Source organism: Staphylococcus sp. IVB6181 (assembly GCF_025561445.1).
GTDB lineage: Bacteria > Bacillota > Bacilli > Staphylococcales > Staphylococcaceae > Staphylococcus > Staphylococcus simulans_B.
On the sequence record NZ_CP095096.1, the window covers coordinates 2286167 to 2300800 of the forward strand.

Here is a 14634-nt window from a genome sequence, read left to right on the forward strand (position 1 = left end):
CATTCCTTTCGTTATTTTTTTCTTTGTTTTGGATTAAATTGGATTGTACTTGTTAAATCAAGTGCAAGTTCATAAATCATACGTGATAAACGTGTCGTATTATGACGGACTCGATTCTTATCTGAGATATGCACAAGGTCATCTGCCGTTAACGGTACAATACCAGCCGCTTCTATCTCTTCTTTATGATACTTTACCGGCTCTGCATGCTCTTTACGATAGTTCTCTAAAATTTCCTTGCTGTAATCATGATTGATACAGCAAATCACATAATCAATAAACTTGGTATCCATATGTCTGTGAATGGCATTTACATGATCCATCACATCAAAATGATCTGTTTCCCCATGCTGCGTCATCACATTAGACACATAGACTTTAGGCGCCAAGCTTTCTACAATCGCTTGACCGATACCTGGGACACACAAGTTTGAAAGCACACTAGTATAAAGCGAACCAGGTCCTAAGACTATTAAATCCGCCTCTTCTAACGCTTCTACCGCTTCTTCCATAGGCTGCACATCTGCTGGTTCGATAAAGACCCTTTTAATCGGTTTTTCGCGTTTTGGTATATTAGATTCGCCATAAACAATTTCGCCATCATCCATTTCCGCATTCAAACGAATACTGGAATTGGTTGAAGGAATCACACGGCCCTTGATATTTAAAATTTTACTCAGTTCTTTCACTGCATGACCAAAGTCATCCATAATGTTCGTCAACGCTGCGATCAGCAGATTACCGACAGAATGGCCTTCTACTTGATTCTCTTTAAAACGATACTGGAACAGCTCCTTCAACGTCGGTTCCGTATCGCTTAATGCTGCGATAACATTTCGGATATCGCCGGGTGCCGGGATATCCATTTCACTTCTGATTTTTCCTGTACTTCCGCCATCATCCGCAACAGTCACGATTGCAGTGATATCTATCGGAAAATCTTTTAAACCACGAGCAAGGACAGATAAACCTGTGCCTCCCCCGATTAATACGATTTTAAGCTTTTTCATTTTTCTCGCCACTTTCGATATGTGCATCTCTATGATGAACGTAAACATTATAGTCGTAACTGTCGTTCAAGTCTTCAGCCAATCTTTTTGCTAAAGCTACAGAACGATGCTGTCCTCCGGTACAACCGATAGCGATAACTAACTGCGTCTTACCTTCTTTCTTATAACCTGGAATCATAAATTTCAATAAGTCTAATAATTTATCATAGAAAATAGCAGTCTCTTGCCATTTCATCACATATTGATACACTGGATCGTCGTTTCCTGTTAACGGACGCAGTGATTTCACATAGAAAGGATTCGGTAAGAAGCGCACATCAAAAACTAAGTCCGCATCTTGTTGAATACCATGTTTAAAGCCGAAGCTTGTAACACTGATACTAAATGTTTCGATATCATCTCTGTTAAAGAGTTTATTTATTTTTGCACGTAATTCTTTTGGTTTTAATTCTGTAGTATCTATGACAAAGTTTGCGAAACTGCGAATTTCAGACAATGATTGACGTTCTTCTCTGATAGAGTCAATCAATGAATTCTGACCGTTGTCGCTTAATGGATGCGCACGGCGTGTTTCTTTATATCTTGAAATCAATTTAGATTCGCTGGCTTCTACAAACATAACGTCAACAATAATTTTATTCTTGCTGCGCAATAAATCTACTTCTTTTACTAAGGATTTGAAAAATTCGCGTCCGCGTAAATCAATTGCGATTGCGACTTTTTGCAATGATGGTGTTCCTTGTTCCATCAATTCAACAAATTTCGGCAGTAAAATCGGAGGTAAATTGTCTACACAAAAATACCCTAAATCTTCTAAACTTTGCAGTACTACAGACTTACCCGCTCCTGACATACCCGTAACCACTAATAATTCACTCTTATTTACGACTTCATTTTCTTCATGTTGCATGACGACACCATCCTGTATTTAAATTCGCTCATAATATCCTTATCATAACAATAGTATCATATTCATTTCTATGTTGGACATTAATACCGTATATTATGAAAAAAGGTTTGAATATGTGCATGCAACTAAACGCTGCATACACTACTCAAACCTTGTTTGTGTTTTACTTATGCTTCTTCTGTTTCAGCTTCTAATTTATCTTTAATGCCTTCAATATAAGATTGCGCATTTTGAGCCGCAATACTTCCGTCGCCAGTTGCTGTAACGATTTGTCTTAAACCTTTTTCGCGCACATCGCCTGCCGCAAAGACACCCGGCACTTTAGTTTCCATTTCATCGTTTGTCACGATGTAGCCTGCGTCGTTAGTAATGCCTAAATCAACGATAGGTGCTGTTAAAGGTTTCATACCGATATATACGAATACACCATCCGCATCTAATGTTTCTTCTTTACCGTCTTTAGTAGATTGTAAAGTTACTGAACCGACTTTGCCGTCTTTTTCATTAATAGATGCTAATGTGTGATCCCAAATGAAGTGCATTTTTTCGTTTTTGAATGCACGATCTTGCAAGATTTTTTGTGCACGTAATTGGTCTCTGCGGTGAACCACTGTTACGCTGTCTGCGAATTTAGTCAAGAATGTACCTTCTTCTACTGCAGAGTCTCCGCCGCCGATTACGAATAAGTTTTTGCCTTTAAAGAACGCGCCGTCACAAACTGCACAGTAACTTACACCGCGACCGCCGAGTTCTTCTTCGCCAGGCACACCGATTTTCTTGTATTCTGCACCTGTCGCAATAATTACTGCGTAGGCTGTTACTGATTTATCGCCGTAAAAGACTTCTTTGATATCGCCTTTATCTTCGATGAATTTAATATCACCATATTGATATACTGCACCGAATTTTTGCGCATGATCAAACATTTTTGTAGATAAATCCGGACCAGAAATCGATTCGAATCCTGGGAAGTTTTCTACATCTTCTGTATTCGCCATTTGTCCGCCGGGTAAACCGCGTTCAATCATTACAGTTTTTAAGTTCGCACGAGAAGCATATACAGCTGCAGTCATTCCTGCTGGACCTGCGCCGATAATTACAACATCATATTCAGCTTGTTGTTTCGCCATTCTTATAGCCTCCTAGTCTTTAATCAACAGTTATTATATTATACTGTGTCCTTGAAATATACTTTTATGCTCAAATTGTAAAATATACTAATTTCACTTGCACATTATTTAAACTTCTAGAAGAATGTTAATCGATTTATTCAAACGATAAAGCGTTACCCCGAACCATTCTGCAACTTGCTTTTTGGTATAAGGGCGCTCTAAAGATTTGAAGTATAAATACACAAGCGCTGCAGTATATCCTTCCACATGGTCTAAATCATAACCATGTTCGATAATCCCTTCAGCGCGATCGATCCAATTTAAAAATAAAGGTTTTAAAAACTTTAATTCTTCATTCTCATACAAGGCTAACATGCCTCGGTGAATAAAGCCTAATTTTATCAACTTCAAATCTTTAATCAAATACGTAAGATAGAGCTTTTCATACTCTCCCATACCTTCCAGTACAGACCAGATTTCTTCAGTAATGAGCAGTTCTTTCTCATTTACTTGATCTAATAAGAAAATACCATACAGTCTTTCATGGTTATCTTCACTCATCAGCAATGGCAAGATATTCGTTTTGAAGTAACCGTTCTTTTCAGACATCAGCCACGGCGGATAACCTGGATTGCCTTGTGTAATATCTTCCAGTTTCTTCCAAAACTCATGACTTCGTTCTTGATTTCCCAGGAAATAAAAATTATAGCTGAGCGCATGAAACAGCTGCAGCGAAATAAACTTTCCTTTTCGATACAGCGGATAAAGCAGCTTTTTCGAAGCTTGATACTTCTTCAAATAGCTCAGCACAATACCCAGTTTGAAACTTTCATCATCATTCATCGGTACGACTTTTGATAAAGACTCTAAATATGTCGGATAAGCCTCATCCTTCGTATTATATAAAAGCAATGTATAGTGGCATAAAGCATGCACGTCTGCCTGATTTTCTTTCAGCAATTGTTTCAGCATCTCTCTCGCAGAATCATAATTGTCGAGATATAAATAAATCATCGCTAATAAATTACGCGTACCGTGATGTGTCTGCACATCCATATCTTGGTTCGTAATGTAGTCGCGGGCATCTTCTAATCTGCCTCTCGCAAAGAGGTGTTGGAAGATGAGCTGTACCGCAAAGACTTTGCTTTCTTGTTCAAGTTTGTCCAAGTCATCATACACGACTTCAAACATTTCTTCTAATTCTTTTCGATACGCTTCATCATTTGAAATAATAACGTAATTGATACCGAAACAAAATGCTTTGTTCGGGTCATTTAATTGAATGAACAGCTGGCTTAATTGGTAGAAAGCATCCGCAGTATGTGCATCTTTCGCAATAAAATCAAAATAATGATCAATGACTTGTTTGCCTTGGCCTATTTCAGTCAGTGCTGTTGTATAGTCTTTCAGTGCTTCAAAGTCAGAAGGTGACAATTCAAGGACTTTTCTATAATGTTCTGCAGCTTTATGGTAATCGCGGTGTTTTAATTTAGAGTCAGCCAGCTTCTTGAAGAAAGACGCATCTTGCGTCATAGGTATTACGTTTTTATGCGGTTCTTGTACCATGGATTGCCCCTCCTTTCTCATTATTTTCTAATCTGCATCGGATTGCCGTAGGCAAGTGCACCATCAGGTACATCTTTGTTTACGACTGTACCTGCACCGATACGCACATGATCTCCGATTGTTACGCCAGGCAAAATTGTCACATTGGCCCCTACTAATGTGTGGTTGCCGATATTCACTTTTCCTACACGCCATTCTGTCACTAAAAATTCGTGTGTCAATATTGTTGTATTATACCCTATCACACAATTATCTCCAATACGAATCAAATGCGGATAAATCACATCCGGCATCACTTTATACGCAAAAGCTGTATGTTTGCCGACTTGCATGCCTAAACAAGCACGGTAAATCCATCGTTTTAATCTCAACGATGGCATGAACCGTGCTAATTCAATGAACAATGTTTGTTTAAACAGCTTTGTGAATTTAATGAAATGATACATTCTCCATAATGGATTGATATGTGTCGCTTTATCTTCTATTTTTTGATAACGCCTCATTGAATCCCCTCTTTATTTCAGCCATGAAAGATTTCCGGCATCTTTGAATTTCGGTTGTGGGCTTTTATATCTGCGGTAAATAATCATCACTACGCTGATAATAATCAAAACAATCGACATGACTTGTGCGACTCTGATATTGCTCGTTAACATCAAACTATCTGTACGCATGCCTTCCACGAAGAATCTTCCGATAGAATACCAGATCAAGTATAAGAAGAACGTTTCTCCGATACGCAAATGTTTGCGCAAGAACAGCAATAACGCAAAACCAACCACATCCCAGATCGATTCATATAAAAATGTAGGCTGGTAATATTTGCCGTCAATGTACATGTTATCAATGATGAATCTTGGAATATGCAGGCTTTCTAAAAATGATTGCGACACTGGACCGCCATGTGCTTCATGGTTCATAAAGTTGCCCCAGCGTCCGATACCTTGCGCTAAGATAATACTCGGTGCAACGATATCGCCGATCTGCCATGGATTATGGTTATTCATTTTACATACGATAATCCCTGTAATGAAGCCGCCGATCAAGCCGCCGTGAATCGCAATACCCCCATGCCAAATCATCGGTATTTCAGCGGGATGTGCTGCGTAATACGGCCATTGGAAAATCACAAAGTAGATTCTCGCCGCTATGAACCCGAAAATCGCACTCCAAAAGATGATATCAATCAATGCGTCTTTATGCAGGCCCACTCTTTTCGCGGTTGCTTGTGCAATAAAGTATCCTAATAAAATTCCGAATGCAATGATAATCCCATACCAGCGCACGGAGATAGGACCTAGATTAAAAGCCACCGGATCAATATAACCAAAGTTAAAAAACATAATTGCTTACTCCTCTTTATGTTCGTTTTTTCTTAGTATTTCAGCATTTAATCGTTCGTTAAACTCTTCAGCAGTATTAATGCCCATAATATTCAAACGGTAGTTCATTGCTGCGACTTCAATAATAACTGCCACATTTCTTCCTGGTCGTACCGGAATGGTTTTCTTAGTGATTTCAGTATCCAAGATACGCAAGGTTTCTTCATTCAAACCGACACGGTCATATAACTTATCTTTATCCCAGTTTTCTAAGTTGATATTCAAACCGATTTTCTTTTCGGTCAAGATAGACCCTGCACCGAACAGTGTCATCACGTTGATAATACCGAGTCCTCTGATTTCTAATAAATGCTCAATCAATTTCGGCGGTTTGCCGATAAGTTCATCTTTAGTGATTTCGCGGATTTCCACGTTATCATCTGCGACTAAACGGTGACCGCGTTTGACTAATTCTAAAGCTGTTTCGCTTTTACCGATACCAGAATCACCAGTAATTAAAACACCGACACCATACACATCCACTAATACACCATGCAAAGATGTTGTTTTAGCAAGTTCATGTTCTAAATATGTAGTTAATCGACTCATTAAACTTGTTGTCGCATCTTTAGATGTAAGTAAAGGTGTTCCGAGTTCTTTCGCCGCATTGACTAACTCTTCAGGAGGCTCAATCCCTCTTGTCACAATAATTGCAGGTGTATCAGGGCGGCATAATTTGCGTAATCTGCCATGTCTTTCTTTATCAGGCAATAGATTATAAAATGACAGTTCTGTTGTCCCTAATAACTGGATACGATCTGATGCATAATGCGAAAAGTATCCTGCCATTTCTAATCCTGGTCTTGAAATATCTGTATTATGGATTGGTCGATCCAATCCTTCTTCTCCGGCTGCTAAATTCAATTTAAATCTGTTTACTAAAGCTCTAGCACTTAACATATTTTCACCTCAATCGTCATTCTTCTTTCTATGCTTACTACTATCATATCAAAAAAGAATGCGAAAACGTTATTGGTATTACTACTTAAATTCCCTACCTATTTTATCATTTCTCATGATGATTCAAAAATCAAATTTTAACACTGCTTTTCGCTTCAAATATGTAAAAAAAACGGCATTTTACCTTATTTAAGGCAAAATACCGTTTACTTCATGCTTATACATTTTGAGGAGTGTCTCGTTCTAATACTGTTTTCAAATATTTTCCGGTATAAGAATCTTTAGAGGCTGCGATTTCTTCAGGTGTACCTGTTGCGACAATCGTACCGCCGCCGTCGCCGCCTTCAGGTCCTAAATCTATCAGATAATCTGCAGTTTTAATGACATCTAAGTTGTGTTCGATAATCACAACAGTGTCGCCGTTATCTACGATACGATTCAACACTTTCAAGAGACGATTGATATCGTCCACATGCAAGCCTGTTGTCGGTTCGTCTAAAATATAAATCGAGCGTCCTGTAGAACGTTTATGCAGCTCTGAAGCCAGTTTTACACGCTGTGCTTCACCGCCGGATAATGTTGTCGCAGGTTGGCCTAAACGCACATAACCTAATCCCACATCGACAAGTGTTTGTAGTTTGCGTTTGATTTTAGGGATATTTTCAAAGAAGTGTGTCGCTTCTTCTGCAGTCATATCCAATACTTCTGCGATGTTTTTACCTTTGTATGTGACTTCTAATGTCTCACGGTTGTAGCGATTACCACCGCAAACTTCGCAAGGAACATAAACATCCGGCAAGAAGTGCATTTCGATTTTAATAATACCGTCGCCTTTACAAGCTTCGCAGCGTCCGCCTTTAACGTTGAAGCTGAAACGTCCTTTTTGGTACCCTCTGATTTTCGCTTCGTTCGTTGACGCAAAGACATCGCGGATATCATCAAAGACACCTGTATAAGTCGCAGGGTTGGAACGCGGTGTACGTCCGATTGGAGATTGGTCGATATCAATGACTTTATCTAATTGATCGATACCTTCAATTTCATCTACCTTGCCGGGTCTTGCTTTAGCACGGTTGATTTTTTGCGCTAGTGTTTTATACAGCACTTCGTTTACTAATGAACTTTTACCTGAACCTGACACACCAGTCACAACTGTCATAGTTGATAGCGGGAAATCCACATCTACATTTTTCAAGTTGTTGCTTTGCGCCCCGTGTACTTTTAATTTGCGGTCTGTAACCGGTCTGCGGTATTCAGGGACTTCAATACGTTTTTTGCCGCTGAGGTATTGGCCTGTCAGTGATTTAGAATTACGCATCACTTGTTTAGGTGTGCCCGCTGCTACAATTTCACCGCCGTGTTCGCCTGCACCCGGTCCTACATCGACAAGATAATCCGCTTCTCTCATCGTATCATCATCATGTTCTACAACAATCAGTGTATTGCCTAAATCACGCATCTCTTTCAATGTATTGATTAAGCGGTCATTGTCTCTCTGATGGAGCCCGATAGATGGTTCATCCAAGACATACAATACACCAGACAATCTCGAACCGATTTGTGTAGCTAAACGGATACGTTGTGCTTCACCGCCGGATAGCGTACCTGATGAACGATTCAATGTCAGATAATCCAAGCCTACGTTATTCAAGAAATAAAGTCTTGAAATAATTTCTTTTAAAATCAAGTCTGCGATTTTACGGTCTTGGCTGGATAAATCAATATTTTCAAAGAAATGGAGTGCTTCTTTAATAGAGTATTCAACCACTTCTCCGATATTCAAGCCTGATACGTAGACAGATAGTGCTTCTTGGCTTAAACGTTTGCCGTGGCACGTTTCACATGGCAGTTCTGTCATATATTTCTGCATCATTTCGCGTACATATTCTGATGGCGATTCATGATAACGGCGTTCGATATTCGGAATCACACCTTCGAATTCCATCGTTCTTGTACGTGTCGTTCCGTTTTTCTGTCCGAAAGTAAATGTAATTTCTTTACCTTTAGAGCCATATAAAATAATATCTTTTTGACGTTCTGTCAGTTTTTTGAACGGTTTATCCATATTGATTTTATATACTTCAGCTACACGTTTTAACAATGTAGGATAGAAGTCAGAGCTTTTCGGTTCCCAAGGCACAATCGCCCCTTCGCTTAATGACTTATTTGGATCTGGAATCACTAAATCAATATCCACTTTCAGCTTTTGGCCCAGCCCGTCACATGTCGGACAAGCTCCGAACGGACTGTTGAAACTGAACATACGCGGTTCAAGTTCTCCGATACTGAACCCGCAAATCGGACATGCATGATTTTCAGAGAACTTCATTTCTTCGCCGTCAATGACATCGACTGTTAAATTGCCTTCTGCTAATTCTAAAGCCGTCTCAATTGAATCTGCTAAACGTGTTTCAATGCCTTCTTTAACAACAAGACGATCCACCACAACTTCAATTGTGTGATTTTTGTTTTTGTCTAATTCCGGCACATCATTAATATCTCTGATTTCGCCGTCTACTCTGACACGCACATAACCTTTTTTACTGATGTCTTGAAGCAGTTTTTCATGCGACCCTTTGCGGTGATTTACAATCGGTGCCATGAGTTGGATTTTAGTACGTTCTTCCAGTTCTAAAATGCGGTCTGCCATTTGCTGAACAGTTTGCGATTCGATTTCGATGCCGTGATGCGGACAAAATGCTTTACCGACACGTGCATACAACAAACGAATATAGTCATAAATCTCTGTAACTGTCGCTACAGTCGATCTCGGGTTTTTGCTTGTTGTCTTCTGGTCGATTGAAATCGCTGGGGATAAACCTTCAATCGTATCTACATCCGGTTTATCCATTTGTCCTAAGAATTGACGTGCATAAGCACTTAAGGATTCTACATAACGTCTTTGCCCTTCCGCATAGATAGTATCGAATGCTAAGGAAGACTTACCAGAACCTGATAAGCCTGTCATGACGATCAATTTATTTTTCGGCAGTTCCACATTCACATTCTTTAAGTTATTCTCACGTGCACCTTTTACAACAATTGATGGATCTTTCTTACTCACCCGCGTCACCTCATCTTTCTGCTTTGAGTTCAAACAACATGTCTCGTAATTCTGTTGCTCTTTCAAAGTCTAATGCTTTTGCTGCTTGTTTCATTTCTTTTTCTACATTTTCAATCGTTTTTTCACGTTCTTTTTTCGTTAATTTCTTAGGTACTACTTTTTGTTCTTGTTCGTTTTCTTCTTCTGTTTCCACAGTAGCACTGATAACATCATGAATTTTCTTCTTGATTGTTTTCGGTGTAATACCATGTTCTTCGTTATACGCTTGTTGAATCTTGCGACGGCGTTCTGTTTCATCCATCGCATATTTCATAGAATCTGTAATTTTGTCTGCGTACATAATCACTTGCCCATGCTCGTTACGTGCTGCACGGCCAATAGTTTGAACTAACGAACGCTCTGAACGCAAGAAACCTTCTTTATCTGCATCAAGTATCACCACTAACGATACTTCCGGTATATCGATACCTTCTCTTAATAAGTTGATACCGACAACCGCATCATAAGTGCCCATTCTTAAGTCGCGAATGATTTCGATACGTTCTAATGTCTTGATTTCAGAATGCAGATAGTTGACTTTGATACCTGCTTCTTTCATATAAGTCGTTAAATCTTCACTCATTTTTTTCGTTAATGTCGTAATGAGTACACGTTCGTTTTTATCGATTCTATCTTGAATCTCGCTTAATAAATCATCAATTTGATTTTTCGTCGGACGGACATCTATTTTAGGGTCCAGCAATCCTGTCGGTCGAATAATCTGCTCAACCACTTCATCTGAATGTTCTAATTCATAAGGACCTGGTGTTGCTGAAACGTAAACCAATTGATGTGCTTTCTTTTCAAACTCTTCAAACGTTAAAGGTCTGTTATCTAAAGCACTCGGCAATCTGAAACCGTGATCGATCAGCACTTGTTTACGTGCTCTGTCACCGTTATACATCCCTCTGATTTGCGGTAAAGTCACGTGTGATTCATCAATCATAATCAGCCAATCATCACCGAAATAATCAAGCAACGTATAAGGTGTAGAACCATAGTCTCTTAAGTTCAAATGCACAGAATAGTTCTCGATTCCTGAAACAAAGCCCATCTCTCTCATCATTTCCAAATCATAGTTGGTACGTTGTTCCAGTCTTTGCGCTTCTAACAATTTATTATTTTCTCTTAAATATTTCAGACGGTCTGCAAGTTCCTTTTCAATACGTTGGATGGCTAACTCTAACTTTTCATCACGCGTTACGAAGTGGGATGCCGGATATATAGAGAAGTGGTCTCTTTCACGCAGTACTTCTCCTGTTAAATAGTTCACTTCGCTGATACGATCGATTTCATCACCGAAGAATTCGACACGAATACACATTTCATCACGAGACGCCGGGAAGACTTCTACCACATCGCCGCGTACTCTGAATGTGCCGCGTTTGAAGTCGATATCGTTACGTGTATATTGGATATCAACTAATCCACGCAAGAATTGGCTGCGGTCCATTTCCATGCCTCGACGCACGTTGACAACTAAACTGCTGTATTCAGACGGATCCCCTAAACCAAAGATACTGCTGACACTGGCAACTACAATTACATCATCGCGCTCGAATAATGAACTTGTAGCTGAGTGGCGTAATTGGTCGATTTCATCGTTAATTGTCGCATCTTTTTCGATAAATGTATCCGTAGAGGGTACATAAGCTTCTGGTTGATAATAATCATAGAAACTGACAAAATATTCTACTCTGTTTTCTGGGAAAAATGCTTTGAATTCGTTATATAACTGACCTGCTAAAGTCTTGTTGTGGGCAAGTACTAATGTAGGCTTGCCGGCTTGTTGAATTACGTTGCTCATTGTGAAAGTTTTACCTGTCCCTGTTGCACCGAGCAAAGTTTGATGATGTTTGCCTTCCTTAATTCCTTTAGAAATCTTTTCAATTGCGGCAGGCTGGTCTCCTTGAGGTGTAAACTCTGAAACCACTTTAAATGGATGATGTTCCATATATCAGGTATCCTCCTTTTTATACGATGCATACTGTAGCGTCTCTAAAATATAAATAGGCTGAGACATTCCACCATTGTCCCAACCGTTCACTTCATGTTGAGATTGCAATTAAACTTGTTAATTCGCAACTTCTCAATTTTTATATAATCTTTCTATTTACTCTATTTATACTCTTAATTACTTGTTTTCAAACTATTTACATCACTTAGTATTATAACATATCATGTCAAAGAAATACAAACATCTGTTCGTAAAATAGAAGTTTTTTGCCAAACAAAAAAGCACTTGTCTCTGCTTTGACAAGTACCTGTATTGCAATTTAACGGTCATCTTCATGATGTTGATGCAGTTTTAATTGATCCACGATGACAAAGCCTGCCAACAATGAAACGACATCTATAAATATAATCCACTCGCTGTGAAAGAATCCTTTATAAATCGAACCACCGATTAACATCAACGTTACAATTGCACCGACCCATTTGTTCTTAGTAACGACACTGAATAGTACCACTAAGATACAGGGGAAAAATGAGGCGCAAAGATACCAAATGAGAACCATTTGTCAGTCACCCATCTCTTTTATTTAAAATTGACATCGTCAACTCACGCAATTCTGAACGCGGAATAAAGTTTTCTGTCAGCATTTCTGGTATCACATTATCGATAAAGTCTTGTACGGAGACCAAATGATCAAACTGCATAATTGTTTCTAATGACATTTCATAAATTTCGAAGAATAACGAATCCGGATTACGCTTTTGAATTTCTCCGAATGTTTCATAAAGCAAATCTATTTTATCTGCGACAGCTAAAATCTGACCTTCTAATGAATCATCTTTGCCTTCTTGCAGACGCTCTCTATACACATCTTGATATTCCTCTGGGAATTCTTCTCTGATAAAATTATCTACCATTTCCTCTTCCACTTGAGAAAACAACTTTTTTAAATCACTGCTCGCATATTTAACCGGGGTTTTGATATCTCCTGTAAATACTTCCGCAAAGTCATGATTTAAAGCCTTTTCATATAAACTCTTCCAATCAATCGTATTGCCGTGCTGTTCTTCTACTGTACCTAAATATTGTGCAATTTTAGTCACTTTAAATGAATGTGCTGCTACATTATGCTCAAAATACTTAAACTTACCAGGCAAGCGTATCAGCTTTTCTAAATCAGACAGTCTTTTAAAATATTGATGTACACCCACGTTGAGCTCACCCCTTATCTATTTAATCGAATATTATACGCGCATGTCTTCGCATTGCGCAAGCACTTTGAAAACATATCATTCAAGTTCATTCAAACACTTTTTATTTTCTATTCAAAATATATTGATGCTTTGTCAAAGAAATTTCTTATTCATCCGCATTTCATATAAGAACAACCTGAATACTAAAAGTTGATTTAACTTTACCATTTTCAACGGTGACTTTAAATTAATATTACCCTTTCTCAAGCAATTTTTCGATTTCAATTATACATAGCACAAGATACAAAAAAAGCACCGTCCTCAAAAGAGAACAGTGCGCTATATCAATTATTTATTAGTGGATGTAGTTATATCCGCCTGCTTGACCTGCTGAAATTGTACGTGAAGTTACAACACCTGGGCCGTAACCGTAGTTCATTTCAGATACGCGAACTGAACCGTCGCTGTTAACACCTTCAACGTATGCTACGTGACCGTAAGCACCTGCTGATGATTGCATGATTGAACCAGCTGCTGGTGTATTGTTAACTGTACGTCCTGCCGCTGCTGCTGCGTTCGCCCAGTTATTTGCATTACCCCAAGTTGATCCGATGTTGCCGCCTGCACGACTGAATGCATAATAAGTACATTGTCCTGCAGTGTATAAGTTAGCACCTGAATAGTAAGATGGTGCACTTGTTTGGTATGATGGAGCGCTGTATGAAGCTGCTGGCGCACTGTATGTTTCAGTAGCGTTGTAAGCTGGTGCTTCATAGCTTGTATAATTTGTATTGTAGCTGTTGTAAGCTGCATCTGATGTATAGTTTACAGGTGCTGCTGTTGTATTTGCCGGTGCATCGTAGTTTGCAGCTGCTTTTGGAGCTGCTGTATCTTGTTTTGATTGTGATGCTTGTGCTTCAGTTGGTACAGCTTTACCAGTATATAATGCTTCTAAATGTGTTGCGCCTTTTTCTGAAACTGCTAAGATATCTCCAGGTAAGATAACGTGAGAAACACCTGGGTTTAATTTGTACAATGTATCTAATGTAATATTATGTGCTTTTGCGATTGATTTTAAAGTATCTCCAGCTTTGACTTCTACAACGTCTGTGTCAGGTAAAACTAGAGAAGTCTCTTTTTTAACTTCATCTTGGTTTAATTGGTTTAAATTTTTAATCTCGTCTGTAGTAGTGGCAAACAAAGCTGCAACTTCGCTTAACTTAGCATCTTCTTTAACTACGTGTGTTTGTTCTGCAGATGCAACACCATTTAATGATGTTAGTAAAGTTAGTGATGATGCTGATAGTAATAAAGCTTTCTTCATTTATTATTTCATCCTTTGCTGTCAATTTGTAATGCATTCAATATAGCACAACTTTCCTACCCTGGGGGCATTGTTATAATTTTGTAATATAATCGTTATACTATCGTTTAAACTCTAAATTGGACAAACTTTCTGTCAATTAAAGCAAATCATAGGCATTTCAATGCTCGATAGGTT

12 protein-coding genes are annotated in these 14634 nt (G+C 38.8%); all 12 read right to left on the reverse strand.

All coding sequences use genetic code 11. The annotated features are described in order from the left end of the window. Window positions 1-11: 11 nt before the first annotated feature. Complete coding sequence (yvcK, locus tag MUA90_RS11210) at window positions 12-1010, reverse strand: gluconeogenesis factor YvcK family protein (RefSeq protein ID WP_105993576.1); 999 nt, start codon at window positions 1008-1010, stop codon at window positions 12-14. Continuing rightward, complete coding sequence (gene rapZ, locus MUA90_RS11215) at window positions 997-1920, reverse strand: RNase adapter RapZ (protein ID WP_105993575.1); 924 nt, start codon at window positions 1918-1920, stop codon at window positions 997-999. The genes yvcK and rapZ overlap by 14 nt, the downstream gene beginning before the upstream one ends. Before the next feature lie 167 nt (window positions 1921-2087). Next, window positions 2088-3050, reverse strand: coding sequence for a thioredoxin-disulfide reductase (trxB, locus tag MUA90_RS11220; protein WP_262586952.1), 963 nt, complete (start codon window positions 3048-3050; stop codon window positions 2088-2090). 108 nt (window positions 3051-3158) lie between these two features. Continuing rightward, complete coding sequence (locus MUA90_RS11225) at window positions 3159-4598, reverse strand: tetratricopeptide repeat protein (RefSeq protein WP_262586954.1); 1440 nt, start codon at window positions 4596-4598, stop codon at window positions 3159-3161. Between the two features lie 20 nt (window positions 4599-4618). Beyond that, window positions 4619-5101, reverse strand: a complete 483-nt coding sequence (locus MUA90_RS11230) for an acyltransferase (protein WP_262586956.1) — start codon at window positions 5099-5101, stop codon at window positions 4619-4621. A 12-nt stretch (window positions 5102-5113) separates the two neighbouring features. After that, complete coding sequence (lgt, locus tag MUA90_RS11235; protein WP_262586958.1) at window positions 5114-5941, reverse strand: prolipoprotein diacylglyceryl transferase; 828 nt, start codon at window positions 5939-5941, stop codon at window positions 5114-5116. A 6-nt stretch (window positions 5942-5947) separates the two neighbouring features. Beyond that, window positions 5948-6880 (reverse strand): HPr(Ser) kinase/phosphatase, encoded by a 933-nt coding sequence (gene hprK, locus MUA90_RS11240; protein ID WP_105993570.1) that lies wholly within the window; start codon window positions 6878-6880, stop codon window positions 5948-5950. 217 nt (window positions 6881-7097) lie between these two features. Next, the gene (uvrA, locus tag MUA90_RS11245) at window positions 7098-9944 is read right to left on the reverse strand and encodes an excinuclease ABC subunit UvrA (RefSeq protein ID WP_262586960.1); all 2847 of its coding nucleotides are present in this window, start codon (window positions 9942-9944) and stop codon (window positions 7098-7100) included. Window positions 9945-9954: 10 nt separating this feature from the next. Beyond that, window positions 9955-11937, reverse strand: a complete 1983-nt coding sequence (gene uvrB / locus MUA90_RS11250; protein ID WP_105993568.1) for an excinuclease ABC subunit UvrB — start codon at window positions 11935-11937, stop codon at window positions 9955-9957. 322 nt (window positions 11938-12259) lie between these two features. Beyond that, window positions 12260-12502, reverse strand: coding sequence for a CsbA family protein (locus MUA90_RS11255; RefSeq protein WP_114603812.1), 243 nt, complete (start codon window positions 12500-12502; stop codon window positions 12260-12262). A 7-nt stretch (window positions 12503-12509) separates the two neighbouring features. Next, window positions 12510-13151, reverse strand: a complete 642-nt coding sequence (locus MUA90_RS11260; RefSeq protein WP_105993566.1) for a YfbR-like 5'-deoxynucleotidase — start codon at window positions 13149-13151, stop codon at window positions 12510-12512. Between the two features lie 337 nt (window positions 13152-13488). Further along, the gene (locus MUA90_RS11265) at window positions 13489-14457 is read right to left on the reverse strand and encodes a COG3942 and LysM peptidoglycan-binding domain-containing protein (RefSeq protein ID WP_262586963.1); all 969 of its coding nucleotides are present in this window, start codon (window positions 14455-14457) and stop codon (window positions 13489-13491) included. Between the last annotated feature and the right edge of the window lie 177 nt (window positions 14458-14634).